Genomic DNA, 25,348 nt, shown 5'->3' with positions numbered 1-25,348 from the left:
TAGCGGCCGGCATCCCTCTCGCACGAGAGTTATTTGGCATTGACTATCAAGCACACTGTTGAGTTCTCAAGGAACAGACGCGCATCCTCTGCTCTTCCCTTGCGGGTCCTGCTCGGAGGCAACCGTTCAAACTTATCCGACCTTTTCTCGCTGTGCAAATCGGCGGGATCTTGCGATTCCTGCCGAACTGCTGCTCCGAGACCGGATCCCTCGCGAGGGGACAACAATGCTGTCCGAGCCTTGTGGGGGGGTGTCGCCTCCGGGGAGCGTCCGCCGGCCCGGAGGCCCTGCGTGTCGCATCCACCCTCGCGGGCTGACTCGGAATACTCTAGGCGAGTGCGTGCCGCGATGGCAAACCCGCAGGGTGTGACCGCGGACACGTGCCGCTGAGCCTCGCGATTCCGCGACTCTCGCTCCGGCCAGACCGCGACGGCACCCCGTTCCGGTGCCCGGGAGACGCGCGGAGTCGTCGGGAGACGTCCGACAGGAATGTGCTCCCACCTCCCGTCGCGATCCCACCCGTCATGTGCGACGGGCCGCCGCCCACCCGTGAGGTGAGCGGCGGCCCGTGCCGACCAGGTGCGGAACCCTCGTCCGTCAGTCAGCGATCTCCGCGACAACGAGCGTCTTCTTGCCCCGGCGCAGCAGCACGAAGCGGCCCGCGAGCACGTCGTCCGCCGTGAGGATCGCGTCCTCCGACATCACCTTGACGTTGCTGACGTAGACCCCGCCCTCGGCGATCGCACGACGTGCGGCCGAGCGACCGGCAACAACACCCGTCGCCGCGAGGACGTCGACCACCGCGTCACCGACACGCGCCGGCGCCGACGGCAGTCCCGAGACCGCCGCTGCGACAGTGTCGTCGTCGAGCTCCGCGAGCTCACCACGGCCGAACAGCGCCTGCGAGGCTGCGATCGCCTGGTGCGCAGCACGCTCGCCGTGGACGAGCGTCGTCACGTCGAGCGCGAGCGCCCGCTGCGCCTCACGCGCCGCCGGCCGCTCCGCGACCGCGGTCTCGAGCTCGGCGATCTGCTCCCGCGTACGGAACGTGAACGTCCGCAGCCAGCCCACGACGTCCTCGTCGGCCGCGTTGAGCCAGAACTGGTAGAACGCGTACGGCGTCATCATGTCCGGCGCGAGCCACACGGCGCCGCCCTCGGACTTGCCGAACTTCGTGCCGTCCGCCTTCGTGATGAGCGGCGTCGTCAGCGCGTGCAGCGCCAGCCCGTCCGACTTGCGCGCGAGCTCGACGCCCGAGAGCAGGTTGCCCCACTGGTCGTTGCCACCCGTCTGCAGCGTCACGCCGTGACGACGGTTGAGCTCGAGGAAGTCCATGCCCTGGAGGATCTGGTAGCTGAACTCCGTGAACGAGATGCCCTCGTCCGACGCCAGCCGGCGCGCAACCGTGTCCTTCGCGAGCATCGTGCCCAGGCGGTAGTGCTTGCCGACGTCCCGCAGGAAGTCGAGCGCCGAGAGGCCGCCGTGCCAGTCGAGGTTGTTGACCATGAGCGCGGCGTTGTCGCCCTCGAACGACAGGAAGCGCTCGATCTGCGCCCGCAGCCGCTCGACCCACTCGGCTACCGTCGCGCGGTCGTTGAGGACGCGCTCCCCCGACATGCGCGGGTCACCGATGAGGCCAGTCGCGCCACCCACGAGCGCGATGGGACGGTGCCCCGCGAGCTGGAGGTGACGCAGCAGGACGAGCTGGACGAGGTGACCGTGGTGAAGGCTCGGCGCCGTCGGGTCGAAGCCGCAGTAATACGTGACGGTGCCGTCCTCGAGAGCCTTGCGCAAGGCGTCGATGTCCGTGGACTGGGCGATGAGCCCGCGCCACTGGAGCTCGTCAAGAACGTCGGTCACGTCTACTCCTTCAGATCTCGGGCGCCGCTCGGCGCACCCGTCGATTGTGCCCCACCTGCGCGACGCCGCGGAGCCGCACGCCTGTACGCGGACACCGTCGGCTCACCGTCGAGCCAGAAGCGCCACGGGAACAGACCGGCGTCACCGCCCTCCCCCGACACCCCGACGCGCGGTCCCGACCGCACCGTCGACGGGTCGACCGGCACAGCAGGGACCCGCAACGCGATGCGGCCGGCGGGGTCGAGCACGTCAGCGCCGTCGGCCTCCGGCCCCAGGCCCAGCGCGACCGTGAGGCGCGCAGGACCGCGCGCCAGGTCGACGTCCGCCCGCGCCGTGCCGCGCGCGGTGCGGCGACGTCGCGCGAGATCCGCGCCGACGACGACCTCGCCCGCCCGCAGCAGGACAGCCGCCGCCTCGCCGTCCGGACCGCACACGACGTTGACGCACGTGTGCAGGCCCAGGTGCCGGTAGGCGTACAGGCGCCCCGGCGGGCCGAACATCACCGCGTTGCGGCGTGACCGGCCGCGGAACGCGTGCGAGCCCGGGTCCTCGACGCCCTGGTACGCCTCGACCTCCGTGATCCGCACCGCGACAGTCCCCTCGGCCGACACTGCGACGAGCAGCGCGCCCAGCAGGAGCGGCACCGCCTCGGTCGCGCGACACGCGAGCAGCGTGCGGTCCGGGACGACGAAACCGCCTGGGCCCGGCACGCTCACGGCGCCCCCGGCTCCACGACGTTTCCCTCACCGTCGAGCACGACGTCCGCACGCTCGCGCGTCCGGTTCACCCGGTGGTGCTCGGCCTCGGCGACCATCCAGCGTCGCCACTCCTCCGCCATCGCCTCACCGTCCCGCGCGATGCCCCGCGCGAGGCGGACGTCGTCAGGCGCCTCGACCCACACGACGAACGGCGCGAACGGCTCCGCGAGCAGGCTCGCCGAACCCACGCCCTCGACGACGAGGAAGTCCCCGAGCGGCACCGTGTGCCGCTCGACGTAACGGCCCAGCCCCCAGTCGTAGCGCCGGTAGCGACCCGGCGTGCCCTGCACGAGCGGCTCGAGCACCCACTCGCGCAACCGCTCTGGCCCCTGCTCGAGGCCCGTCCAGCCCTCGTAGAGGTCGTCCATGTGGAGGACCTGCGCGCCGAGGTGCGGCGCGAGCGCCGCCGCGAGCGTCGTCTTGCCCGAACCCGCCGGGCCGTCGACGCACACGAGTCGCATCGCGGCGAGGCCCGCGGGCGCGGCCTCGATCGCGGCGGCAAGGCGGGTGACGACGTCGTGCGGGACAGGCATGGCTCCTCCTCAGGGCCCGGGTGCGACGAGGGCGGGCCGGAAAACCGGCCCGCCCTCGTCGGCGACAGGATCTTGGAAGCCTCAGGCCTCCGCGAACGTGCGCAGCGCGGTCGCCCGCGCACGCGCCGCCTCGAGCTGCTCGGCCACGCGCGCCGGGGCGGTGCCGCCCACGGCGTCGCGGGACGCGAGCGAACCCTCGACACTGAGCACGCTACGCACCTCCGGCGTGAGGTGCGAGGAGATTCCCGCAAGATCCTCGTCCGTGAGATCCCACAGCTCGATCCCGCGGTCCTCGCACACCTTGACGCACGCACCCGCGACCTCGTGCGCGACCCGGAACGGGACCCCCTCGCGCACCAGCCACTCGGCGATGTCCGTCGCGAGCGAGAAGCCCTGCGGCGCGAGCGACGCCATGCGCTCCGTGTCGAAGGTCATCGTCGCGACCATGCCGCTGAACGCCGGCAGCAGGACCTCGAGCGTGTCGACCTGGTCGAACACCGGCTCCTTGTCCTCCTGCAGGTCACGGTTATACGCGAGCGGCAGCCCCTTGAGCGTCGCGAGCAGGCCCGCGAGGTCGCCGATGAGACGCCCCGCCTTGCCGCGCGCGAGCTCCGCGACGTCCGGGTTCTTCTTCTGGGGCATGATGCTCGACCCCGTCGAGAATGCGTCGTCGAGACGCACGAAGCCAAACTCCTTCGTGTTCCAGATGATGACCTCCTCCGCGAGACGCGAGAGGTCGACACCCACCATCGCCGCGACGAACGCGAACTCCGCCATGACGTCGCGCGACGCCGTGCCGTCGATCGAGTTCTCGACCGGCCCGTCGAAGCCGAGCTCCGCCGCGACCGCCGCCGGGTCGAGCCCGAGCGACGAGCCGGCGAGCGCCCCCGAGCCGTACGGCGAGCGGGCAGCACGCGCGTCCCAGTCGACGAAGCGCTCGACGTCCCGCAGCAGCGGCCACGCGTGCGCGAGCAGGTGGTGCGCGAGCAGCACGGGCTGCGCGTGCTGCAGGTGCGTCCGGCCCGGCATCGCCGCGCCAGGATGCGCGTCCGCCTGCGCGACGAGCGCGTCGACGACGTCGAGCACGAGCCCGACGATGACACGCGCCTCGTCGCGCAGGTACATGCGCGTGAGCGTCGCGATCTGGTCGTTGCGCGAACGGCCCGCACGCAGCTTGCCGCCCACGTCCGCCCCCGCACGCTCGATGAGGCCGCGCTCGAGGGCCGTGTGCACGTCCTCGTCGTCCTCGGCAGCGACGAAGGCGCCCGACGCGACGTCCGCCGCGAGACGGTCGAGGCCGTCGAGCATCGTCGCGAGCTCGGCGTCGTCGAGCAGGCCCGCCGCGTGGAGCACGCGGGCGTGCGCCCGCGACCCCGCGATGTCCTGCCCCGCGAGCCGCCAGTCGAAGTGCGTCGACTTCGACAGGGCGGCGAGCGCCTGGCTCGGACCACCCGCGAAACGGCCGCCCCACAGGCTCACCCGGGCACCCTCGTCGTGCGTCGTCATCGTCAGAGCTTCCCCGTGCCGAAGTCCACGCCGTTGCCGAACTTCACGTCGCGCGCCGCCGCGAGCTTCGCCGTGAGGCCGAAGATCTCGATGAAGCCCTTCGCCTGCGACTGGTCGAACGAGTCGCCCTCGTCGTACGTCGCGAGGTTGAAGTCGTAGAGGCTCGTCTCCGCGCGGCGGCCCGTGACCGTCGCCCGGCCGCCGTGCAGCGTCATACGGATCTCGCCCGAGACGTAGCGCTGCGTGTCGTCGATGAAGACGTCGAGCGACTTCTTGAGCGGCGAGAACCACATGCCGTCGTACACGAGCTCGCTCCAGCGCTGCTCGACCTGACGCTTGAAGCGGGCCTGCTCGCGCTCGATCGTCACGTTCTCGAGCTCCTGGTGCGCGGCGATGAGCGCCATCGCACCCGGCGCCTCGTAGATCTCGCGCGACTTGATGCCGACAAGACGGTCCTCGACGATGTCGATGCGGCCGACGCCCTGCGCGCCCGCACGACGGTTCATCTCCTGGATCGCCTGGAGCGGCGTCACCGCGACGCCGTCGATCGCGACCGGCACGCCCTGCTCGAACGTCAGGACGACCTCGTCCGCGACCGGCGGGAACGTCGGGTCGTCCGTGTAGGAGTAGACGTCCTTCGTCGGGCCGTTCCAGATGTCCTCGAGGAAGCCCGTCTCGACCGCGCGGCCCCAGACGTTCTGGTCGATCGAGAACGGGTTGTGCTTCGTCGTCGCGATGGGCAGCGAGTGCTTCTCCGCGTAGGCGATGGCCTTCTCGCGCGTGAGTGCGAGGTCGCGCACCGGCGCGATCGTCTTGAGGTCGGGGGCGAGCGACGTCGTCGCGACCTCGAAGCGCACCTGGTCGTTGCCCTTGCCCGTGCAGCCGTGCGCGACCGTCGTCGCGTCGAACTGACGCGCGGCGCGGACGAGGTGCTTGACGATCGTCGGGCGCGAGAGCGCCGAGACGAGCGGGTAGCGGTCCATGTAGAGGGCGTTGGCACGCAGGGCCGGCATGCAGTACTCGGCCGCGAACTCCTCACGGGCGTCGGCCACGTACGCCTCGACGGCGCCGCAGTCGAGGGCTCGCTGGCGGATGACCTCGAGGTCCTCCCCGCCCTGACCGAGGTCGACGGCGACGGCGATGACCTCGGCGCCCGTCGCCTCCCCGATCCAGCCGATGGCGACAGAGGTGTCCAGGCCGCCGGAGTAGGCGAGCACGACGCGATCAGTCATGGCGATTCTCTTTCTCGAAAGCTGTGGTTGGGGTGAAGTGTGTCAGGGATGAAGGGTGCCGGCGGACCGTGTCCGTCAGCCGCCCTCGGCGAGCCGCAGGAGGCGCGCGGCGATGGCCGCGCCGCCCTCCTCGCCCTCACGTGCGATGACGAGCACCGTGTCGTCGCCCGCGATCGTGCCGAGGACTCCCGGCAGGACCGAGTGGTCGAGCGCCGACGCGAGATAGTGCGCCGCGCCCGGCGGGGTGCGCAGAACGACGAGGTTGCCCGACGTCTCCGCCGAGACGAGCAGCTCCTCGCACAGCCGGGCGAGGCGCGCGACGAGCGACTCCGCGTCGGCCGACGCCTGGAGGCTCTGGTCGCCGCCCTCCCCCGGGACCGCGTACACCGAGACGCCGTCGGCCGTGCGCACCTTCTGCGCGCGCAGCTCGATGAGGTCCCGCGACAGCGTCGCCTGGGTGACCTGCAGCCCGTCGGCCGCGAGGCGACCCGCGAGCTCCGTCTGGGAGTGGATCGGCTCGGAGACGAGCAGCGCGCGGATGCGCGCGTGCCGCGCCGCCTTGGTCGACGGAGTGCCGGTGGCACCGCGGTCGTCAGTGGTCGTCACGCGTGCTCCAGGACCCAGGTGAGGAGCGCCTTCTGCGCGTGGAGTCGGTTCTCCGCCTCGTCCCACACGACCGACTGCGGGCCGTCGAGGACCTCGGCCGAGATCTCCTTGCCGCGGTAGGCGGGCAGGCAGTGGAGCACGACGGCGTCAGCCTTCGCGTGCGCGAGCAGCGTCGCGTCGAGCGCGAACGGCACGAACGGCGCCTCGCGCTCGGCCTGCTGGTCCTCCTGGCCCATCGACACCCACGTGTCCGTCGCGATGGCGTCGGCGCCCTCGACCGCGGCGACCGGGTCGCTCGTCACGAGCACCGAGCCGCCCGTCGCCTCAGCGATGCGCGCCGCGTCCGCGACGACCTGCTCATCCGGCAGGTAGCCGTCGGGCGTGCCGATGCGCACGTGCATGCCGGCGGTCGCCCCGCCCAGCAGGTAGGAGTGCGCCATGTTGTTCGCGCCGTCACCGACGTACGCGAGCGTCTGCCCCGCGAGGGCGTCGACGCCGCCGCGGTGCTGCGCGATCGTCATGAGGTCCGCGAGGATCTGGCACGGGTGGAACTCGTCCGTGAGCGCGTTGACGACGGGGACGCCCGCGTACGCGGCCATCTCCTCGACGCGCGCCTGGCCGAACGTCCGCCACACGATCGCGGCCGCCTGGCGACCGAGCACGCGCGCCGTGTCCGCGACCGGCTCGCCGCGGCCGAGCTGCGAGCCCGCCGCGTCGATGACGAGCGGGTAGCCGCCGAGCTCCGCGACGCCCACCGAGAACGACACGCGCGTGCGCGTCGACGGCTTGTCGAAGAGCACCGCGACCGCGCGCGGGCCCTTGAGCGGCGTCCGCAGGAAGCGGTCCGCGTGGAACTCGAGCGCCAGCTCGAGCACCTCGCGCTGCTCCGCAGGACTGAGGTCGTCGTCGCGCAGGAAGTGCCGGGTCATGCGAGCTCCTCGGAGGTGGGGACGGTGCAGGTGGCGAGGAAGCCGACGAAGTCGTCGACCTGGTCGCCCGTGAGGATGAGCGGGGGCGCGAGGCGCAGGGCGTCGGGAGCGACCGCGTTGACGACGAAGCCGGCCTCGAGCGCGGCGGCCGCGACCTGGGCCGCGACCGGAGCCGCAAGCTGGACGGCGACGAGCAGGCCCGCGCCGCGCGCACCCACGACGAGCGGGTTGCCGCACGACGCGACCTGCGCGCGCAGGTACTCCCCCGTCGCCCGGACGTGCGCGAGCAGCCCGTCACGCTCGACGACGCCGATCGTCGCGAGCGCGGCCGCCGCCGCGACCGGGTTGCCGCCGAACGTCGTGCCGTGCTGGCCACGGCCGAGGAGCGTCGCCGCCCGCTCACCGAACGCGACGACCGCGCCGATCGGGAAGCCGCCGCCGAGACCCTTCGCGAGAGTCACGACGTCGGGCACGATGCCCTCGCCGATCTCCGGGTCCTGGAACGCGAACCAACGGCCCACGCGGCCCGCGCCCGTCTGGACCTCGTCGAGCACGAGCAGCGCGCCGTGCGCCGCCGTGAGCTCACGGGCCCGTGCGAGATAGCCGGCGGGGTGGCGCCGCACGCCGGCCTCGCCCTGGAGCGGCTCGAGGACGAGGGCGCCCACGAGGTCGCCGTCGGTCGCGAACGCGGCCTCGAGGGCCTCGACGTCGCCGAACGGAAGGAACTCGACGCCCCCGGGCAGCGGCTCGAACGGCTCGCGGTACTGGGGCTTGCTCGTGAGCGACAGCGCGCCCATCGTCCGGCCGTGGAACGCGCCCTCGAGGGCGAGCACGCGCGGCCGCGCCGAGCCGTCCGGACGCCGGTTGCGACGCGACATCTTCAGCGCGGCCTCGTTCGCCTCGGTGCCCGAGTTCGCGAAGAAGACGCGCGAGCCCTCCGGGGCGCCCGCGAGGTCGAGGAGCCGCTCGGCGAGCGCGACCTGCACGGGCGTCGCGAAGAAGTTCGAGACGTGACCGAGCGTGCCGAGCTGAGCGCTCACCGCCGCCGTGAGCGTCGGGTGCCCGTGACCGAGCGCGTTGACCGCGATGCCCGCGAGCAGGTCGAGGTAGCGCCGGCCGTCGGCGTCCCACACGTACGCACCCTCGCCCCGCACGAGCACGCGCTGGGGGGTGCCGAACGTGTCCATGACCGCGCCCGCGTAGCGGCGCGTCCACGCCTCGCCGTCGGCCGCGGGAAGGTTCGTCGTCGTCGTGCTGAGGTCGCTCACGCGACCACCTCCGTGGGGTCGAGGTGGACGAGGGTGCCGTTGCCCGCGTCCGTGAACGTCTCGAGGAGCACCGAGTGCGCGACACGGCCGTCGATGACCGTCGCGCGCGACACGCCGCCCTCCACGGCCCGCAGGCACGCCTCCATCTTCGGGATCATGCCGCTCGCGAGCGACGGCAGGACAGCACGGAGCTCGGTCGAGGAGATCTCGGAGACGAGGGAACCGCGGTCCGGCCACGCCGTGTAGAGACCCTCGACGTCCGTGAGGACGATGAGCTTGCGCGCACCGAGCGCGATCGCGAGGGCCGCGGCCGCCGTGTCCGCATTGATGTTGAGGACCTGCGTCGGGTCCGAGACGTCCGGCGCGATCGTCGAGACCACGGGGATGCGGCCCGCGTCGAGCAGGTCCTGCACCGCCTGGGGGTTGACCGCGACGACGTCGCCGACGAGCCCGACGTCGACCTGGTCGCCCTCGACCGTCGCCGTGCGCCGCTCCGCCTGGAGCAGCGCGCCGTCCTCGCCCGAGAGACCCACCGCGTAGGGGCCGTGCGCGTTGATGAGGCCCACGAGCTCGCGCGAGACCTGCCCCGTGAGCACCATCCGGACGACCTCCATCGCCTCGGGAGTCGTCACGCGCAGGCCCCCGCGGAACTCCGACTCGATGCCGAGCCGGCCGAGCATCGCGGAGATCTGCGGGCCGCCGCCGTGGACGACGACCGGGCGCAGACCCACCTGGCGCAGGAAGACCATGTCCTCGGCGAACGCCGCCTTGAGGGCGTCGTCGACCATCGCGTTGCCGCCGTACTTGACGACGACGAGCGCGCCGTCGAGGTCGCGCAGCCAGGGCAGCGCCTCGACGAGGACCTCGGCGCGCTGGGCGGGCGTGAGGTCGAGAGGTGCGGTCACGGGAGGGGCTCCGTTCGGTGGCAGGGCTGGTGGGTGCGGGGGCGGCCCGGATCAGGTCGAGTAGGCGCTGTTCTCGTGGACGTAGTCGTGCGTAAGGTCGTTCGTCCACACGGTCGCCTCGGCGGAACCCGCGTGGAGGTCGACGACGACGTGGACCTCACGGTCCGCGGCAAGGTCGACGAGCGTGCGGGCCTCACCGACGCCGCCCGCACGGCACACCTGGACGCCGTTGATCGACACGTCGAGCGCGAGCGCGTCGTACGGGGCGACGTCCTCGGGAACCGTGCCGACCGCGGAGAGCACGCGGCCCCAGTTGGGGTCGTTGCCGAAGATCGCAGCCTTGAAGAGGTTGGAGCGCGTCACGGCGCGGGCGACGGCGACGGCCGCGTCCTCGCTCGTCGCGCCGACGACGCGCACCGAGATGTCGTGGCTCGCGCCCTCGGCGTCCGCGACGAGCTTGCGGGCGAGCTCCGCGCACACGGCCGTGAGCGCCTCGGTGAGCTCGGCGAGGCTCGCGGTGACGCCCGAGGCGCCGCTCGCGAGGAGGACGACGGTGTCGTTCGTCGACATGCAGCCGTCGGAGTCGACGCGGTCGAACGTCGGGGCCGTCGCGGCACGCAGCGCGGCCTGCGCCGTCTCCGCGTCGACGACCGCGTCCGTCGTGATCGTGCAGAGCATCGTCGCGAGGCCCGGCGCGAGCATGCCCGCGCCCTTGGCCATGCCGCCGACCGTCCAGGCACCGCCCGGGCCCGTGACGACAGCCGTCTTGGAGACCGTGTCCGTCGTCATGATCGCGACAGCGGCGGCGTCACCGCCGTCGGCAGCGAGCCCTGCGGCCGCGGCGTCCGCACCCGCGAGGAGTACGTCCATGGGGAGCCGCTCACCGATGAGCCCCGTCGAGGCGACGAGGACGTCGCCCGGCGAGACGTCGAGCAGCGCCGCGACGTGCTCCGCGGTGCGGTGCGTGTCGGCGAAGCCCTCGGGGCCCGTGCACGCGTTCGCACCGCCCGAGTTGAGGACGATCGCGCGCGCACGGCCGTCCGCGACGACCTGGCGCGACCACACGACGGGCGCCGCGACGACGCGGTTGGACGTGAAGACGCCGGCCGCGACGTCGAGCGGGCCGTCGTTGACGACGAGGGCGAGGTCCGGCTTGCCCGACGCCTTGAGACCGGCGGTGACGCCGGTGGCGCGGAAGCCCTGGGCAGAGGTGACGCTCACGGGGCAACTCCCTGGACGGTGAGGCCCAGGGTCTCGGGGAGACCCAGGGCGAGGTTGATGGACTGCACCGCGGCGCCCGCGGTGCCCTTGACGAGGTTGTCGATCGCGGTGACCGTGACGACGCGGCCCGCACGACGGTCGACGGCCACCTGGACGAGAGCAGTGTTGGCACCGAGCGTCATCGCGGTCGACGGCCACACGCCCTCGGGCAGGAGGTGGACGAACGGCTCGTCGGCGTAGGCGTCGGCCCATGCGGCGCGCACCTGCGCGTCCGTGAGCGAGGCGTCGACGAGGCGGGCCGTCGCGGTCGCGAGGATGCCGCGGGACATCGGCACGAGCGTCGGCGTGAACGAGATCGTCACGTCGGAGGCGCCCGCGGAGCGCAGGTTCTGCGCGATCTCCGGGATGTGCCGGTGCGTGCCGCCGACCGCGTACGGCGACGCCGAGCCGAGGGCCTCCGAGGCGAGCAGGTGCGTCCGCGGGGACTTCCCCGCGCCCGAGTATCCGTTGGCGAGGACCGCGACGAGATCGGTCGGCTCGACGACGCCTGCCGCGACGCCCGGCTGGAGGCCGAACGTGACGGCCGTGACGTTGCAGCCCGGGACGGCGATGCGGCGTGCACCGGCGAGGTGCGCGCGCTGGCGGCCGCCGCCAGGAATGAGGAGCTCGGGCATGCCGTAGGGCCACGTTCCCGCGTGCGCGGAGCCGTAGTAGTCCTCCCAGTCCTGCGCCGAGGCGAGGCGGTGGTCCGCTCCGAGGTCGACGACGAGCGTGTCCGTGGGCAGCTGCGCCGCGATCTCCCCGGACGCGCCGTGCGGCAGGGCGAGGATGACGACGTCGTGCCCCGCGAGCGTCTCGGCGGTCGTCGGCTCGAGGACGCGGTCCGCGAGCGCGCGGACGTGCGGCTGGTGCTGGCCGAGGGGCTGGCCGGCCGAGGAGTGAGCGGTGAGCGCGCCGATGCGGGCCTCGGGGTGGTCCGCGAGGATCCGGAGGATCTCTCCCCCGGCATATCCGCTGGCGCCGGCGACGGCGACTGAGAACGTCATGCGCATCAACATACACGCTCACGCATAAACATGCACCGACCGGCCGCGTGTCGCGGCCGGTCGGTGCACCGATCCTCTCAGAGCTCGCGCGGTTCCCGCCGTTCGGCGCTCACGAACCACGCGTACTGCTCGAGCTGCTCGAGGACCGCGTGGAGCACGTCCGCGCTCGTCGGGTCCTCCTCGTCGACCTCGTCGTGCACGCGACGGATCGTCGCCGTCGTCGTCTCGATCGCCGCTGTCACGAGGTCGACGACGGCCGCCGTGCTCACCTCGCCGCCCGGCATCTCGGGCAGCGTCGTCGACGCGGCGACGACGTCCGAACGCCCGTCCGGCACGGCGTGAAGCGCCCGCATCCGCTCGGCCACCGTGTCGCTCGACTCCCGCGCCACGTCGACGATCTCGTCGAGGATGAGGTGCGTGTCGCGGAAGTTCGCCCCCACGACGTTCCAGTGGGCCTGCTTGCCCTGGAGGCTCAGCTCGACGAGGTCGACGAGCACCGCCTGCAGATGCCCCGTGAGCCGCTCCGAGGCCCGGAACCCCGACTCGGCGTTCTCGCGTCGTGTGCGCCGCGGTCCCGCGTCCGCCGCGACCTTCACGGTCCGGGACACCCCGGCCTTCGCGGACGTCCTCGGCTTCTTCTTCGTCGTCGTCGCCATGACCTCTCTCCTCCGTACGTCGATGGGCACGGGGCGGACGGCTACGTCCCGGACGACACCGGGCGGCGCGGCTCGACCGCATCCCGACACTCTCGACCGTAGGCCTCGGCCCGGACCGCGGCAACAGGCCACGACCCTGGCCGAGCCCGCTCACAGCGATGCGAGCATGGTCCGGCGCGCGCTCGACACGCCGAGCTCGGCGACGTCTGCGACAGCGACGACCCCCGCGGGCGACCCGCCGAGCACGGCGACGCGGTCCGCGAGCGCAACCGCCTCCTCGACGTCGTGCGTCACGAGGACGACCGCGCGCGTGCGGCCCAGGCCGCCCGTCCGACGTTCCTCGTCGAGCCACGCCCCCGTCCGACGGCGGGTGAGCGCGTCGAGCGCTCCGAAGGGTTCGTCGAGCAGGAGCAGCCTGCGCCCCGCGAGCACCGTGCGGGCGACCGCGACGCGCTGGCGCATGCCGCCCGAGAGCTCGTGCGGCCATGCGCGCAGGGAATCGGCGAGACCGAAGCGCGCGAGCAGCACTGCGGCCCGCTCCCGACGCTCCGCACGCGGGAGTCGGCGCACCTCGCCGCCGAGCACGACGTTGCCGAGCGCCCGCCGCCACGGCAGGAGCGCGTCGTGCTGCGGCATCCACGCGACGTCCCGCGCTCCACCCGTCCGCGGGACGTCGAGCACGTCCGCGGCGACGCGAGCCACCCGCGGCTCGAGGCCCGCGAGCACGCGCAGCAGCGTCGACTTGCCGCAGCCCGACGCGCCGAGCACCGCGACGAGCTCGCCGTCACGCACCGTGAGGTCGACGTCCCCGAGCACCTCCCGGCCGCCGAGCGACACGGTGAGCCCGCGGACGTCGACGAGCGGCTCACCCTGCCCTGGTATGGGCGTGCCGTCGGCGACGTCCGCCGCGAGGAGGTCAGCCGAGGAGCTCATCGGTCCACGCCGCGTCGGTGTCGAAGTCGTCGGACGCCAGGTCGTGCTCGGTGAGGAACGCGACGAACGCGTCCCACGTCGCGGCGTCCTGCACGCCCCAGTCCTCGGGCGTGGGCGCGAAGTGCTCCGCGAGGTAGTGCGCGCTCGGCTCGACGAGCGCCCGGTCGAGCTCCGGGACATGCGCGAGCAGCGCGTCCGCCGCGCCCTGCGGATCGCGCATCGACTCCTGGTAGCCGCGTGTCAGCACGTCGAGCGTGCAGTCGAGCAGCGCGCGGTCGGACGCGAGCTTTGTCGAAGACACCGCGAGCAGCGGCGTGTACCAGCTGGGGATGCAGTCCGTGTAGTCGGCGAACGGCAGCGTCGCGACGTCCATGCCGTCGACGTCGCGCATGCGGATCGTGTCCCACGCCTCGAAGACCCACGTGGTGTCGTAGGCGTCCTGACCGAGGTCGATCCGCGGGTCGTCGCTCACCATGGGCACGCGCTCGAGCTTGGCGGGGTCGCCGCCGTCGCACGTGACGAGCGCGTCGATCAGCGCGTTCTCGAGCGCGCCGCCATAGCCGCCGTAGCGCTTGCCCTCGAGGTCGCGCGGCCGCGTGATCCCGTCCGCGGCGAGCGAGAGCAGGCTCGAGGTGTTCTCCCGGACGACGGCCGCGACCGCGACGACGTCGGCTCCCTTCTCCCGGGCGGGGACGAGCGCCTCGGCGACCGAGAAGACCATGTCGGCCTTGCCGGCCGCGACGAGCTGGAGCCCGGAGGTCTCCCCCGGCTCGACGATCGTGACGTCGAGCCCCGCGTCGCGGAACCACCCCTTCTCGAGCGCGAGGTAGAGGCCGAGGTGGTTCGTGTTGGGCGTCCAGTCGAGGACGATCGAGACGGGCCGCAGCGCCTGGGCCGTGCCGGCCTCGGCGTCGCCCGCGCAGCCGGCGGGGACGGCGAGGGCGAGCACGGCGAGCGCCGCGGCGGCGGTGCGACGGGCGGGGCGGGTCTTGCTGGTGCTGGTGCGGGCCACGAGGGCCTCCTTCGAGGATCAGCGGCGCTGCCAGGGCAGCGCCGCTCGGCACACGCCGTCGACGACGACGTACACGAGGGCGGTGAGCAGGGAGACGGCGGCGATCGCCACGAGGACGAGCTCGACGTCGTAGGACTTGCGGGCGCGCTGGACGACGACACCGAGGCCGCTCGACGCCGCGAGGTACTCGGCGACGACGGCCGCGCCGATCGCGTACGCGGCGGCGACCCGCAGGCCCGCGAGCGCGCCCGGCAGGGCCGCGGGCCCGCGCACGACGAGCAGCGTGCGCAGGCGTCCGCCGCCGAGCCCGCGGACCATGTCCGCGAGCGCGCCGTCGGCGTCGCGCATCGCGGCCGAGGCCGCGACGAGGACGGGGAAGAACACGGTGAGCGCGACGACGACGACCTTGGGAGCCATCCCGAGGCCGAGCCACAGGACGAGCAGCGGCGCGAGGACGACGGTCGGCACCGTCTGCGTCACGGTGATGAGCGGGCCGACGGCGCGCGCGAGCCACGTCGAGGCGTGCATCGCGACAGCGACGAGACCGCCGACGACGACGCCCACGGCGAGCCCGACGGCGGCCTCGGTGAGCGTCGTGCCGACGTGCGGCAGGAGCGTCGGCCAGTCGGCGACGACCCGGCGCGCGACGTCGGACGGCGCGGGCAGGACGAACGCGGGCAGAGCCCCCGAGCGCGCCGCGCGCTCCCACAGAAGCAGGAGCGCGGCGGCGAGCACGACGGGCGGCCAGACCGCGTGGACCGCCGCCCGGAGCCTCACGGCCGGTGCTTCGTCACGAGGTCGGCGATGCGCGGGCCTGCGTCGTGCGCCCCCTGGCCGACCTTGATGTGGCTCGTCACGGCGGCGGCGCCCGACGTGAGCGTCGCGTCGTGGACGGCGCGCAGGAGCGCCCACACCTCGTCGGGCGCTCCCTCGACGGTCGTGCCCATCGCGCCGACCTCGTAGGTGAGGCCGGAGGCCGCGATGACGGCGATCGCGGCGTCGACGTGGGCGTAGGGCGTGGGGGTCGGGCCCGCGCGGCGGGGTGCGACCTGGATCTCGGCGATCATGCGTTGCTCCTCGTTCGAGGGCCGTGCCGAACCGAGGCGCGCCGTGGCGCACGAACGTCCCGGCGCGTGGCGTCCGGGGGCGCGCGGGCCCCGGGGCGCGCACGGCAGGGTCGGGGACCCGCGAGCGGGCTCCCACGCTCCCTCCGCTGGCATGACCCAGTTCAGGTTCGCGGGTCGGCGGCTCGGGCACGTGTCCCATCCGCCCTCTCAGCTCGGTGTACCGAGCTCCCCGGCGTGTGACATGACGACCGTAGCCACCCATGGGATGAATCGCCCGACGAGGGGCACACCGTCTCACCCTGCGGTCGTCACGCGTGCCCGGCCGTGGCCCGCACGCCACGTCGGTGGTTGGCTGGGCGCATGAGAGCCATCCAGGCAGCGCGCGCCGGCGGACCGGACGTCCTCGAGGTCGTCGACCTCCCCGCCCCCTCCCCGGGGCCCGGCGAGGTGCTCGTCGACGTCGCCGTCGCCGGCGTGAACTTCATCGACACCTACCGGCGCAGCGGCGTCTACACCCAGCCGTTCCCGCACGTGCCCGGCGTCGAGGGCGCCGGCGTCGTGAGCGCCCTCGGCGCGGACGTCACCGAGGTCGCCGTCGGCGACCGTGTCGCCTGGTTCGACGCGCACGGCTCGTACGCCGAGCAGGTCGTCGTCCCCGCGGACCGCACCCTCGCGGTGCCCGACGACGTCGATCTCCCGACCGCCGCCGCGCTCGCGCTCCAGGGCCTCACGGCGCACTACCTCGCGACGTCGTCGTTCGACCTCGCCCCCGGGCGCACCGCGCTCGTGCACGCGGGCGCGGGCGGCGTCGGGCTCCTGCTCACGCAGCTCGCCGTCGCACGCGGCGCGCACGTCATGACGACCGTGTCGAGCGAGGCCAAGGCGGAGCTCTCACGCACCGCCGGGGCGAGCGAGGTCCTCCGCTACGACCTGCTCGACGACCTCGCGACGGAGCTCCCCGCCCTCGTGCGGTCCGCCCTCCCGGAGGGCGTCGACGTCGTCTACGACGGCGTCGGGCGCACGACCTTCGACGCGTCGCTCGCGAGCCTCGCCGTGCGCGGCACGCTCGTGCTCTTCGGCGGGTCCTCAGGGCAGGTGCCGCCCTTCGACCTCCAGCGCCTCAACACGGGAGGCTCGCTGTTCGTCACGCGTCCGACGCTCGCGCATCACGTCCGTACGCGCGGCGAGCTGCTCGAACGTTCCGACGAGCTCTTCCGCCTCGCGGGCGTCGGGGCGCTGCGCGCCCACGTCGGTCTCACCCTGCCGCTCGCAGAGGCGGCGGCCGCGCACACCGCGCTCGAGGGTCGGCGCACGACCGGCAAGGTGCTGCTCGAGGTCACGCCCGGAGCCGCGTCGTGAGCGACTTCGACGACCTCGTGGCTGACGTCCGCGCCTTCTCCGAGGAGCGCGGCTGGCCCGCGGTCCAGAGCCCCAAGAACCTCGCCATGGCGATCACCGGCGAGGCGGGCGAGCTCGCCGCCGAGCTCCAGTGGCTCGGCTCGGAGGAGTCCCGCACGGCAGTCGCCCAGGACGACGACCTCCGCGAGCGCGTCGCCATGGAGATGGCCGACGTCGTCATCTACCTCGCGCGGCTCGCCGACGTCACCGGGATCGACCTCATGGACGCCGCGCGTCGCAAGCTCGCGCGCAACCACGAGCGCTTCCCCGTCGGCTCCGTGCTGCGGCTGCGCAGCGACCGTCCGTAAGGGGACCCAGCCCCGGCACGGGACGCGCGTCGACCTTCCCGCTCCCCGGATCGTCCCAGCGACCTTCCAGACCCAGCGCCTATCCTGGAACCATGAACGGACATCACGGTCGCACCCGGGCGGACGACCTCGCATCGATCCTCGCGGACGGCGAGACGCTCTCCCGGATGCTTACCCTCCGTGACGAGTTCACGGCGTTCATGCTCCAGTACAAGTTCGCGATCGACGAGGTCCTCACGAAGGTCTCGATCCTTCGCGACGAGTTCACGCACCTCCACCACGAGAACCCCATCGAGCACGTGACGTCGCGCCTCAAGTCGCCGGAGTCGGTCCTCGACAAGGTCGAGCGCAAGGACATCACACCGGACTTCGAGTCGATCCGGGCCTCGATCCTCGACATCGCGGGCGTCCGCATCATCTGCTCGTTCGTCCCCGACATCTACACGGTGCTCGAGGCGCTCCGCCGCCAGGACGACCTCACGGTGCTCGCGGTCAAGGACTACATCGCCGAGCCCAAGCCGAACGGCTACCGCTCGCTCCACCTCATCGTCTCCGTGCCCGTCTTCCTCTCCTCGGGCACCGTCCCCGTCACGGTCGAGATCCAGATCCGCACGAGCGCGATGGACTTCTGGGCGTCGCTCGAGCACAAGATCTACTACAAGTACGACCGCCAGGTGCCCGGCGAGATCCTCGACCGCCTGCGCCAGTCCGCGCTCGTCGCGGCCGAGCTCGACGCGACGATGACCGACCTGCGCGACCAGGTCAACGCCCTCGACGAGCGCTACGCGGACGGGGACACGGCCATCGCACCGAGCCTGCCGGGCGCGGTCCCCGCGAACGCCTCGTTCGTCCCCGTGCCGCAGCTGCTCGAGCGCCTCGTCGCGATGCGCTCGCGCCGCGACTGACGCACCAGGCCGGGACCTCGGTCCCATGAGGTGAGCCTCACCTCATCCGTAGCGTCGAGGCATGGACCTCGCGCTTCTCCCCCTCGGCCTCGACGCGGTCGTCGCGCGCGTCGACGTCGACGGCCCGCTGGGCGCACGCCTCGCCGAGCTTGGCCTGCGCCCCGGCGCCCGCGTCCGCCCGACCCACGCGGCCGCCGCCGGCGCCCGGGTCGTCGCCCTCGGCGCCGACCGCATCGCGCTCGACCGGTCGACGTGCGGCCGCGTCGAGATCGTCCTGCCGTGACCTCGAGCTGCCACGAGGCCCCCGGCCCCGGCACGACGGCCGTCATCGGCGCGCCCGTCGTCGTCCTCCTCGGCAATCCCAACGCCGGCAAGTCGACGCTCTTCAACAGCGCGACCGGCGCCCGCCAGCACGTCGTCAACGCCCCGGGCACGACCGTCGAGGTCGCCGAGGGCACGTGGCGCACCGCGCACGGCCACGTCCGGCTCGTCGACGCCCCAGGTACGTACTCGCTCGTCGCACGCTCCCCCGACGAGGCCGTCGCGGCCCGCGCCGCGACGGGCGCCGACGGCACGGTGCCCGACGTCCTCGTCGTCGTCGCCGACGCGACGACCCTGCCACGCTCGCTCGTGCTGCTGGGGCAGGTGCTCGCGCCCGGCACGCTCGGCGAGCGCACGCGCGTCGTCGTTGCGCTGACGATGCTCGACACTGCCCGCGCCCAGGGCGTCACGCTCGACGCGCCGACGCTCTCCGAGGCGCTCGGCCTGCCCGTCGTCGGCGTCGACCCACGCTCGGGCGCCGGACTCGGGATGCTCGCGGACGCGGTGCTCGGCGACGCGGCGTTCAGCGACGCGGGCTCAGACGACCTGCCCGACGACGACGCGGCCCCGGCCGCTGTTCGCACACCTCCCCCGGCGTCCGACGACGCCCCCGACGTCTTCGCCTGGGTCGGCACCGTCCTCGAGGTCCTCGGCGACCGCGCGACGCCGCGCGTCCGCACGACGCTCTCGGATCGCGTCGACGCCGCCCTCCTACGCCCGTGGGTCGGCCTGCCCGTCTTCGGCCTCGTCATGTGGGCGCTCCTGTGGCTCGCGACGACCGCGACCGCGCCCGTCATGGACGGCGTCGGCCGGCTCGTCACGTGGCTGGGCGAGCTCGTGCGGCCGCTCGTGCCGGGCCCCGCGTGGGTCGGCGGGCTCGTCATCGACGGCGTCCTCCAGGGCGTCGGGACAGTCCTGTCGTTCCTGCCGTTGCTCGCCATCGTCTTCGGCGCGATCGCCGTGCTCGAGGACTCCGGCTACCTCGCGCGTGTCGCCGTCGTCACCGACCGCGCCGTCCGGCGCCTCGGGCTCGACGGGCGCGCCGTCCTCCCCCTCATCCTCGGCTTCGGGTGCAACGTCCCGGCGCTCACCGCGACCCGCACGCTGCCCGACGCCCGCGCGCGACTTCTCGTCGGCCTCGTCGTCCCGATGACCACGTGCCCCGCGCGCCTCACCGTCTACCTGCTCGTCGCGACCGCTGTCGTGCCCGAGCACGCGGCAACCGTCGTCGCGGCCGCGTATCTCACGAGCGTCGTTCTCGTCGTCGGCGGCGCCTGGCTGCTGCGAAGCACGCTCTTCCGCGACCTCGTGCCCGAGGGGCTCGTCCTCGCGTTGCCCGCCTATCACCGGCCCGGGCTGCGCTCGACCGCGCAGTCGATCGCGACCCGCTGCGGGTCGTTCGTCCGGCGCGCGGGCACCGTCATCGTCGCGACGCTCATCGTCCTCTGGGTGCTCCTCGCCGTCCCCACGACGGGCGATCACGCCATCGCCGACGTTCCCGTCGCCGACAGCGCGTACGGCGCCGTCGCCCACGGCCTCGCGCCCGCGCTCGCGCCCGCAGGTCTCGACGACTGGCACGTCGCGGGCGCCCTCGTCACGGGCATCGTCGCCAAGGAGGTCGTCGTCGGCGCGCTCGCCCAGGCATACGCGATCGACGAACCCGCGGACGCCGGACCCAGCACGCTCACGGAGCACCTGCGGGCGTCGCTCGAGGTGTCGTCGGGCGGAGCCGCGATCGCTGCGGGCCTCGCGCTCGTCGTGCTCGTCCTCGCCTACACGCCGTGCGTCGCGACGATCGGCGAGCAGCGCCGCCTCTTCGGCACGCGCGTCGCCGTGCTCGCCGCGCTCGGACAGCTCGCGGTCGCCTGGACGCTCGCGGTCGTCGTCTTCCAGGTCGGCAGGCTGCTGTGACGGTCCTCGACGACGTGCTCTCGCTCGCGCGCGACGGGCTCACGCCGCCGCGCACCGCCGAGCGCCTCGGCCTGCCCCTGGGGTTCGTCGAGGCCGCGCTCGACCACTGGGAGCGCGCCGGTGCGATCCGGTCCGCGACCGCCGCGTGCCAGACCTGCGGGACCGTCGAGACGCCCGCGTGCGTGACGTGCCCCGTCGCGTCGCTGCGGCAGCGCTGAGACCCTTCGCGCCTCGTCCATCTCCTCCCGCTGCTCCCTCTGGGTGCACCCCCGGTGGTGGCGAGCACGTCCCGGACGCAGACTCGAGGTGTCGGAACCGTCGATCTGGGAGGTCCCATGCGCACGTTCACGCCGAACATCTGGTTCGCGGGCGACGCCGAGGAGGCCGCGGAGCTCTACGCCCGCGTGCTGCCGTCTACTCGCATCACCCGCACCGACCGCTACCCCACCGAGGGCCTGCTCCCCTTCCAGGAGCAGCTCGCCGGCAAGGTCCTCACCGTCATGCTCTCGGGCCCCGGCTGCGACCTCGTCCACATCAACGCCGGCCCCGAGTTCCGGCCCACACCCGCGTCGTCGTTCACCGTGACGTTCGGCGCGGCCGACGACCCGGGCGCGGTCGCCGCGCTCGACGCCGCGGCCTCCGCCCTCGCCGAGGGCGGACGGGTCCTCATGCCGCTCCAGCAGTACCCGTTCAGCGACCGCTACACGTGGGTCGAGGACCGGTACGGCGTCTCCTGGCAGCTCACGGTCGCGTTCCCCGACGCACCTGCCGAGGCGTCGATCGTCCCGACGCTGCTCTTCGGCGGTCCCGCGCAGGACCGAGCGGCCGAGGCCATCGCCGAGTGGACCGCGCTCCTGCCCGGCTCGGAGGTCGTCCGCACCGTGCCGTACCCGGAGGCCACGGGTCCCGCTGCCTCAGGCGCCGTGATGTTCGCCGAGGTCCGCCTCGCCGACCAGCGCGTCTTCGTCATGGACGCGGGCTCGGCGCAGGACACGACGTTCACGCCCGCCGTCTCCTACCAGCTCGCGTGCCCCGACCAGGCCGAGATCGACCGCCTCTGGACGGCCCTCTCGACCGTCCCCGAGGCCGAGCAGTGCGGCTGGTGCGTCGACAGGTTCGGCGTCTCGTGGCAGATCGTCCCCGCGAACATGGACGAGCTCATGGAACGCCCGCACGCGTTCGAGCACATGATGGAGATGAAGAAGCTCGTCATCGACGACTTCTGATCCCCCGCGCCGTCCAGGCTCGCAGCACGACGAAGGCCCGGTCGCCCGGGGCCTTCGCGTGCTGCGAGCCTGACGTGCGCTCAGCGCAGGCGGTCGCTCAGCGCAGCTGAGCGCCCAGCTCCTTCGCGGCGCGGTCGACGACGCGGCCGCGGACCTCGGCGGTCTGCTCGGCCGTGAGCGTCGCGCTCGCGCCGCGCAGTCGCAGGGCGACAGCGACCGACTTGCGGCCCTCGCCGACCTGCGCGCCCGTGAAGACGTCGAACACACGGACGTCCTCGGCGAGGTCGCCCGCTGCGTCTGCGACGACCTTGCGCAGCGCGTCGGCCGGGACCGCGGCGTCGACGACGAACGCGAAGTCCTCCTTCGCGGGCGGGAACGTCGAGACGGGGACGGCCTGGACGGGCCCGGTCGCGCTCGCGCCGATGACCGCGTCGAGGTCGAGCTCGAACGCCGACGCGCGCGCCGGCAGGTCGAGACGCTCGAGCACCTGCGGGTGGAGCTCACCGGCCCAGCCGACGACCTCGCCCGTGGCGAGCTCGAGGCGCGCACAGCGGCCCGGGTGCCACGGCATGCGCTCCGCGTCGTTGACGGCCGTGAGCTCGACGCCGAGCGTACGCCCGACGAGGCGAGCGGCCTCGAGGGCGTCCTCCCAGCCGGCGGCGCGGCCCTGGCCCCACCAGCCGGCACGCTCGCGCGCGCCGACGAGGACACCGGCGACGTGGCGCGGCTGGTCCGGGACGGCCGCGGCGATCGACGCGAGCTCGTCGTCCGACGGGCGACGCGCGCCCGGCAGCTGGGGCGCCGCAGGCGCACCCTCGCGCGGGAGCGTCACGAGCCCCGTCTCCGAGACCGCGAGGTCCGTGAAGCCACGGCCGACGTTGCGGCGCACCGTGCCGAGCAGCGTCGTCAGCAGGTTCGTGCGCAGCTCGGGAGCCTCGTCGGACATCGGGTTCGCGAGGCGCACCGCACGACGGCGCGCGTCGTCCGCGGGCAGCCCGAGCGCGTCGTGCTGCGCGGCGCCGACGAACGGGTACGACAGCGTCTCGACGAAGCCCGACTCGGCGAGCGCGCGGGCGACCGAGCGCCGCGCACGCTGGGAGTGCGTGAGGCCAGTGCCGCCGGGCGCGGTCGGCAGGACCGGCTCGATCGCGTCGTAGCCGTCGATGCGCGCAACCTCCTCGACGAGGTGCTCCGGACCCGTGAGGTCGGGGCGCCACGTCGGAGGCGTCACCGCGACGGTGTCGCCGTCGCCGTCCGCGAGCGTGCAGCCGATCTGCTCGAGGATCTCCGCGATCCGCTCGCGCGGGTGCTCGACGCCCGTGAGGCGTGCCGTCTCCGACCACGCGAACGTCACGGCCGCGGGCGGCTGCGTCGCGTCGAGGTCCGAGACCGCAGCGTCGGCCGTGCCGCCGCCGTGCTCGACGAGCAGGTCGACGACGCGCTGCGCCGCGACGGGCGGCAGGAGCGGGTCGACGCCACGCTCGAAGCGCTTGGCTGCCTCCGAGGGGATCTTGTGGCGGCGAGACGAGCGCGCGACCGTCACCGTGTCGAAGTGGGCGGCCTCGACGAGCACGTCGGTCGTCGTCGCCGACACCTCCGAGACCTGCCCGCCCATGACGCCCGCGATGCCCTGGACGCGAGAGGCCCGCGCGCCGTCCGGCGAGTCCGTGATGAGGAGGTCCTCGGCCGTGAGCGTGCGCTTCGCGTCATCGAGCGTCGTGAACGTCTCCCCCGCGTGCGCGCGGCGGACGACGATCGGCGCGGCGACCTTCGCGAGGTCGTACGCGTGCAGCGGCTGGCCGAGGTCGAGCATGACGTAGTTCGTCACGTCGACCGCGAGCGAGATCGAGCGCATGCCCGCCTGCGTGAGGCGCTTCTTCATCCACGCCGGCGTCTCTGCGGTCGGGTCGATGCCGCGCACGATTCGCGTGACGAAGCGGTCGCAGCCCACCTGGCCGTGGATCGGGGCGTCGTCGTCGACCTCGACGACGAAGCCGTCGGCCGTCGCGGCAGGCGTCTCGGCGAGGCCCGGGTCCGTGAACGCCGCGCCGGTCGAGTGCGAGTACTCGCGGGCGACGCCGCGCATCGAGAAGCAGTAGCCGCGGTCCGGCGTGACGTTGATCTCGAGAACCTGCTCGCCGAGGCCGAGGAGCTCGACAGCATCGGTGCCGTTCGGCTGGCCCGTGTAACCGAGCCGGTCGAGCACGATGATGCCGTCGTGGTCCTCGCCCAGACCGAGCTCGCGCTGCGAGCAGATCATGCCGTCGGACACGTGGCCGTACGTCTTGCGCGACGCGATCGCGAACGGCCCGGGCAGCACCGCGCCCGGGAGCGCGACGACGACGCGGTCGCCCTCGACGAAGTTGTGCGCGCCGCACACGATGCCGCGCGGAAGCGTCGGCTGCCCGGCCTCGTCGAGCACGTTGTGCGCGCCGACGTCGACCTGGCACCAGTTGATCGTCTTGCCGTTCTTCTGCTCCTCCTTGACGAGGGACAGGACGGTGCCGACGACGAGCGGACCCGTGACGGCGGCACCGTGGACGGCCTCCTCCTCGAGCCCGACGCGGACGAGGTCGGCGGCCAGCTGCTCGGCCGTGAGGCCGGCGGGGAGCTCGACGTGCTCGCCGAGCCAGCCCAGTGCGATGTTCGGCATCAGAACCCCATTCCGAACTGACGTGAGAAGCGGACGTCGCCCTCGATGATGTCGTGCATGTCGGTGATCGCGTGGCGGAGCATGAGCGTGCGCTCGAGGCCCATGCCGAACGCGAAGCCCGTGTACTCGTCCGGGTCGATGCCCGCTGCGCGCAGGACGTTGGGGTTGACCATGCCGCAGCCACCCCACTCGATCCAGCCCGCGCCGCCCTTCTTCTGCGGGAACCAGAGGTCCATCTCCGCGGAGGGCTCCGTAAACGGGAAGAAGCTCGGGCGCAGACGCGTGCGCGCCTCGGGACCGAACATCGCGCGAGCAAACGCGTCGAGCGTGCCCTTGAGGTGAGCCATCGTCAGGCCCTTGTCGACCGCGAGGCCCTCGACCTGGTGGAAGACCGGCGTGTGCGTCGCGTCGAGCTCGTCCGTGCGGAACGTCTTGCCCGGGCACGCGATGTAGATCGGCACGTCGCGCGCGAGCATGGTGCGCGCCTGGACGGGCGACGTGTGCGTGCGCAGGACGAGGCCCGAGGCCTCGGCGCCCGCGGGCGGCTCGACGAAGAACGTGTCCTGCATCTGGCGCGCGGGGTGGTCGACGCCGAAGTTCAGCGCGTCGAAGTTGAACCACTCGGCCTCGACCTCGGGCCCCTCGGCGATCTCCCAGCCCATGCCGACGAAGAAGTCGCCGACCTGCTCCTGAAGGAGCTCGAGCGGGTGGCGGGCGCCCGCCTGGACCCGGTCGGTCGGCAGCGTGACGTCGACGGCCTCGGTGACGAGGACGCGCGCGGCGCGCTCGGCCTCGAGGACCTCGGTGCGTGCGGCGAGCGCCTGGTTGAGGCGGCCGCGCGCGGGGCCGAGGATCTTGCCGGCCGTCGCCTTGTCGGGGCCCGCGAGCTGGCCGATCGCGCGGTTCGCGAGCGCGAGCGGGCTGCGGTCGCCCGCGTGGGCGAGGCGGACGTCCTTGAGGGCGTCGAGGTCGGGTGCCGCGGCGACCGCGGCGAGCGCGGCGGCGAGGGCCGCCTCGACGCCGGGGGCGTCAAGAGGCGACAGGGGCGACGTGTCGGAGGTGGACATCGAAGGCCTTCCAGGGACGAACGGACG

Annotated in this window: 25 protein-coding genes and 1 riboswitch; of the genes, 7 read left to right on the top strand and 18 right to left on the bottom strand. The window is 73.3% G+C overall.

Annotation, left to right across the window (positions count from 1 at the left end):
* Positions 1-597 precede the first annotated feature (597 nt).
* The 16 genes from tyrS to G7063_RS06710 all read right to left on the bottom strand — a co-directional run bounded on the left by tyrS (position 598) and on the right by G7063_RS06710 (position 15,532).
* Positions 598-1,860, bottom strand: a complete 1,263-nt coding sequence (tyrS, locus tag G7063_RS06785; RefSeq protein WP_166413718.1) for a tyrosine--tRNA ligase — start codon at positions 1,858-1,860, stop codon at positions 598-600.
* Positions 1,861-1,862: 2 nt separating this feature from the next.
* Positions 1,863-2,576: a DNA-3-methyladenine glycosylase gene (locus G7063_RS06780; protein WP_370520738.1), complete on the bottom strand. Its 714-nt coding sequence runs from the start codon at positions 2,574-2,576 to the stop codon at positions 1,863-1,865.
* Entirely contained in the window at positions 2,573-3,151 is a 579-nt protein-coding gene (locus G7063_RS06775; RefSeq protein ID WP_166413717.1) for a uridine kinase, read from the bottom strand. The genes G7063_RS06780 and G7063_RS06775 overlap by 4 nt, the downstream gene beginning before the upstream one ends.
* 81 nt (positions 3,152-3,232) lie before the next feature.
* The gene (argH, locus tag G7063_RS06770) at positions 3,233-4,657 is read right to left on the bottom strand and encodes an argininosuccinate lyase (protein ID WP_166413716.1); all 1,425 of its coding nucleotides are present in this window, start codon (positions 4,655-4,657) and stop codon (positions 3,233-3,235) included.
* A gap of 2 nt (positions 4,658-4,659) precedes the next feature.
* A complete protein-coding gene (locus G7063_RS06765) occupies positions 4,660-5,889 on the bottom strand; it encodes an argininosuccinate synthase (RefSeq protein ID WP_166413715.1) in 1,230 nt (409 codons plus the stop codon).
* A 75-nt stretch (positions 5,890-5,964) separates the two neighbouring features.
* A complete protein-coding gene (locus G7063_RS06760; RefSeq protein ID WP_166413714.1) occupies positions 5,965-6,495 on the bottom strand; it encodes an arginine repressor in 531 nt (176 codons plus the stop codon).
* Positions 6,492-7,424, bottom strand: coding sequence for an ornithine carbamoyltransferase (gene argF / locus G7063_RS06755; protein WP_166413713.1), 933 nt, complete (start codon positions 7,422-7,424; stop codon positions 6,492-6,494). Before argF ends, G7063_RS06760 begins: the two co-directional genes overlap by 4 nt.
* The gene (locus G7063_RS06750; protein WP_240916219.1) at positions 7,421-8,692 is read right to left on the bottom strand and encodes an acetylornithine transaminase; all 1,272 of its coding nucleotides are present in this window, start codon (positions 8,690-8,692) and stop codon (positions 7,421-7,423) included. The genes argF and G7063_RS06750 overlap by 4 nt, the downstream gene beginning before the upstream one ends.
* Positions 8,689-9,597, bottom strand: coding sequence for an acetylglutamate kinase (argB, locus tag G7063_RS06745; RefSeq protein WP_166413712.1), 909 nt, complete (start codon positions 9,595-9,597; stop codon positions 8,689-8,691). The genes G7063_RS06750 and argB overlap by 4 nt, the downstream gene beginning before the upstream one ends.
* Before the next feature lie 51 nt (positions 9,598-9,648).
* Positions 9,649-10,818 carry a bifunctional glutamate N-acetyltransferase/amino-acid acetyltransferase ArgJ gene (argJ, locus tag G7063_RS06740; protein WP_166413711.1) on the bottom strand — a complete coding sequence of 390 codons (1,170 nt, stop codon included), beginning with the start codon at positions 10,816-10,818 and terminating at the stop codon, positions 9,649-9,651.
* Entirely contained in the window at positions 10,815-11,870 is a 1,056-nt protein-coding gene (argC, locus tag G7063_RS06735; RefSeq protein ID WP_240916218.1) for an N-acetyl-gamma-glutamyl-phosphate reductase, read from the bottom strand. The genes argJ and argC overlap by 4 nt, the downstream gene beginning before the upstream one ends.
* Before the next feature lie 71 nt (positions 11,871-11,941).
* Positions 11,942-12,520, bottom strand: a complete 579-nt coding sequence (locus G7063_RS06730) for a Dps family protein (RefSeq protein WP_166413709.1) — start codon at positions 12,518-12,520, stop codon at positions 11,942-11,944.
* Positions 12,521-12,670: 150 nt separating this feature from the next.
* The gene (locus tag G7063_RS06725) at positions 12,671-13,453 is read right to left on the bottom strand and encodes an ABC transporter ATP-binding protein (protein ID WP_166413708.1); all 783 of its coding nucleotides are present in this window, start codon (positions 13,451-13,453) and stop codon (positions 12,671-12,673) included.
* Positions 13,437-14,465, bottom strand: coding sequence for an ABC transporter substrate-binding protein (locus G7063_RS06720; RefSeq protein WP_166413707.1), 1,029 nt, complete (start codon positions 14,463-14,465; stop codon positions 13,437-13,439). Before G7063_RS06720 ends, G7063_RS06725 begins: the two co-directional genes overlap by 17 nt.
* A gap of 18 nt (positions 14,466-14,483) precedes the next feature.
* Positions 14,484-15,242, bottom strand: coding sequence for an ABC transporter permease (locus G7063_RS06715; RefSeq protein ID WP_166413706.1), 759 nt, complete (start codon positions 15,240-15,242; stop codon positions 14,484-14,486).
* Positions 15,239-15,532 carry a thiamine-binding protein gene (locus G7063_RS06710; protein WP_166413705.1) on the bottom strand — a complete coding sequence of 98 codons (294 nt, stop codon included), beginning with the start codon at positions 15,530-15,532 and terminating at the stop codon, positions 15,239-15,241. Before G7063_RS06710 ends, G7063_RS06715 begins: the two co-directional genes overlap by 4 nt.
* Before the next feature lie 121 nt (positions 15,533-15,653).
* Positions 15,654-15,774, bottom strand: a riboswitch (TPP riboswitch).
* 118 nt (positions 15,775-15,892) lie between these two features.
* Here G7063_RS06710 and G7063_RS06705 point away from each other — a divergent pair.
* The 7 genes from G7063_RS06705 (at position 15,893) to G7063_RS06675 (ending at position 21,601) form a co-directional block, all read left to right on the top strand.
* A complete protein-coding gene (locus G7063_RS06705) occupies positions 15,893-16,891 on the top strand; it encodes a quinone oxidoreductase (protein ID WP_166413704.1) in 999 nt (332 codons plus the stop codon).
* Positions 16,888-17,238 carry a nucleotide pyrophosphohydrolase gene (locus tag G7063_RS06700; RefSeq protein WP_166413703.1) on the top strand — a complete coding sequence of 117 codons (351 nt, stop codon included), beginning with the start codon at positions 16,888-16,890 and terminating at the stop codon, positions 17,236-17,238. Before G7063_RS06705 ends, G7063_RS06700 begins: the two co-directional genes overlap by 4 nt.
* Positions 17,239-17,330: 92 nt before the next feature.
* Positions 17,331-18,143, top strand: a complete 813-nt coding sequence (locus tag G7063_RS06695; protein WP_166413702.1) for a GTP pyrophosphokinase family protein — start codon at positions 17,331-17,333, stop codon at positions 18,141-18,143.
* A gap of 61 nt (positions 18,144-18,204) precedes the next feature.
* The gene (locus G7063_RS06690) at positions 18,205-18,426 is read left to right on the top strand and encodes a FeoA domain-containing protein (protein ID WP_166413701.1); all 222 of its coding nucleotides are present in this window, start codon (positions 18,205-18,207) and stop codon (positions 18,424-18,426) included.
* On the top strand, positions 18,423-20,375 hold the full coding sequence (locus G7063_RS06685; RefSeq protein ID WP_166413700.1) for a ferrous iron transporter B: 1,953 nt from the start codon (positions 18,423-18,425) through the stop codon (positions 20,373-20,375). The genes G7063_RS06690 and G7063_RS06685 overlap by 4 nt, the downstream gene beginning before the upstream one ends.
* A complete protein-coding gene (locus G7063_RS06680; RefSeq protein WP_166413699.1) occupies positions 20,372-20,593 on the top strand; it encodes a hypothetical protein in 222 nt (73 codons plus the stop codon). The genes G7063_RS06685 and G7063_RS06680 overlap by 4 nt, the downstream gene beginning before the upstream one ends.
* A gap of 117 nt (positions 20,594-20,710) precedes the next feature.
* Positions 20,711-21,601, top strand: a complete 891-nt coding sequence (locus G7063_RS06675; RefSeq protein ID WP_166413698.1) for a VOC family protein — start codon at positions 20,711-20,713, stop codon at positions 21,599-21,601.
* 97 nt (positions 21,602-21,698) lie between these two features.
* Here the strand turns inward: G7063_RS06675 and pheT are convergent, their stop codons facing one another.
* Positions 21,699-24,254, bottom strand: coding sequence for a phenylalanine--tRNA ligase subunit beta (gene pheT, locus G7063_RS06670; RefSeq protein ID WP_166413697.1), 2,556 nt, complete (start codon positions 24,252-24,254; stop codon positions 21,699-21,701).
* A complete protein-coding gene (gene pheS, locus G7063_RS06665; RefSeq protein ID WP_166413696.1) occupies positions 24,254-25,321 on the bottom strand; it encodes a phenylalanine--tRNA ligase subunit alpha in 1,068 nt (355 codons plus the stop codon). Before pheS ends, pheT begins: the two co-directional genes overlap by 1 nt.
* Positions 25,322-25,348 lie beyond the last annotated feature (27 nt).

The sequence above is a fragment of the Sanguibacter sp. HDW7 genome (genome assembly GCF_011300875.1).
In the GTDB taxonomy this organism is placed as follows: domain Bacteria; phylum Actinomycetota; class Actinomycetes; order Actinomycetales; family Cellulomonadaceae; genus Flavimobilis.
The sequence above is the reverse complement of the archived record's forward strand: the minus strand, read 5'-3'. Positions and strand labels throughout refer to the sequence as shown.

What these genes read in the sequence shown, in the direction of transcription:
- G7063_RS06775 (WP_166413717.1), bottom strand. Translation starts at nt 3,151, where the DNA reads ATGCCTGTCCCGCACGACGTCGTCACCCGCCTTGCCGCCGCGATCGAG.
- argH (WP_166413716.1), bottom strand. Translation starts at nt 4,657, where the DNA reads ATGACGACGCACGACGAGGGTGCCCGGGTGAGCCTGTGGGGCGGCCGT.
- G7063_RS06765 (WP_166413715.1), bottom strand. Translation starts at nt 5,889, where the DNA reads ATGACTGATCGCGTCGTGCTCGCCTACTCCGGCGGCCTGGACACCTCT.
- argF (WP_166413713.1), bottom strand. Translation starts at nt 7,424, where the DNA reads ATGACCCGGCACTTCCTGCGCGACGACGACCTCAGTCCTGCGGAGCAG.
- argC (WP_240916218.1), bottom strand. Translation starts at nt 11,870, where the DNA reads ATGCGCATGACGTTCTCAGTCGCCGTCGCCGGCGCCAGCGGATATGCC.
- G7063_RS06730 (WP_166413709.1), bottom strand. Translation starts at nt 12,520, where the DNA reads ATGGCGACGACGACGAAGAAGAAGCCGAGGACGTCCGCGAAGGCCGGG.
- G7063_RS06725 (WP_166413708.1), bottom strand. Translation starts at nt 13,453, where the DNA reads ATGAGCTCCTCGGCTGACCTCCTCGCGGCGGACGTCGCCGACGGCACG.
- G7063_RS06710 (WP_166413705.1), bottom strand. Translation starts at nt 15,532, where the DNA reads ATGATCGCCGAGATCCAGGTCGCACCCCGCCGCGCGGGCCCGACCCCC.
- G7063_RS06705 (WP_166413704.1), top strand. Translation starts at nt 15,893, where the DNA reads ATGAGAGCCATCCAGGCAGCGCGCGCCGGCGGACCGGACGTCCTCGAG.
- G7063_RS06695 (WP_166413702.1), top strand. Translation starts at nt 17,331, where the DNA reads ATGAACGGACATCACGGTCGCACCCGGGCGGACGACCTCGCATCGATC.
- G7063_RS06690 (WP_166413701.1), top strand. Translation starts at nt 18,205, where the DNA reads ATGGACCTCGCGCTTCTCCCCCTCGGCCTCGACGCGGTCGTCGCGCGC.
- G7063_RS06675 (WP_166413698.1), top strand. Translation starts at nt 20,711, where the DNA reads ATGCGCACGTTCACGCCGAACATCTGGTTCGCGGGCGACGCCGAGGAG.
- pheT (WP_166413697.1), bottom strand. Translation starts at nt 24,254, where the DNA reads ATGCCGAACATCGCACTGGGCTGGCTCGGCGAGCACGTCGAGCTCCCC.
- pheS (WP_166413696.1), bottom strand. Translation starts at nt 25,321, where the DNA reads ATGTCCACCTCCGACACGTCGCCCCTGTCGCCTCTTGACGCCCCCGGC.